The 267-nt window shown below is 66.7% G+C and carries 1 protein-coding gene; it reads left to right on the plus strand.

Annotation, left to right across the window (positions count from 1 at the left end):
- Window positions 1–267: calcium-binding protein (locus PZA18_RS25865; protein WP_407951222.1), on the plus strand; the 267-nt coding region annotated here is incomplete at both ends.

Genomic DNA, 267 nt, shown 5'->3' on the forward strand with positions numbered 1-267 from the left:
GTGGCGCCGGCAACGATCGCCTGATCGGTGGTAACGGCAACGACAGCCTCAATGGCGGCGCGGCCGACGACCGGCTCGAAGGCGGTAACGGTGCCGATACCCTGCGCGGCGGCGCCGGCAACGACCAACTGATCGGCGGTCGGGGCGACGACACCTACGTCATTGCGGCAGGCGAAGGTCAGGACGTCATCGACAACAGCGGTGGCGGCAACGACGTCATCCTGTTCGAAGGCATCGCCTCCAGCAAAGTGTCGAGCGGCTTCGGCA

The sequence above is a fragment of the Parachitinimonas caeni genome (assembly GCF_030129945.1).
GTDB classification, from domain to species: domain Bacteria; phylum Pseudomonadota; class Gammaproteobacteria; order Burkholderiales; family Chitinimonadaceae; genus Parachitinimonas; species Parachitinimonas caeni.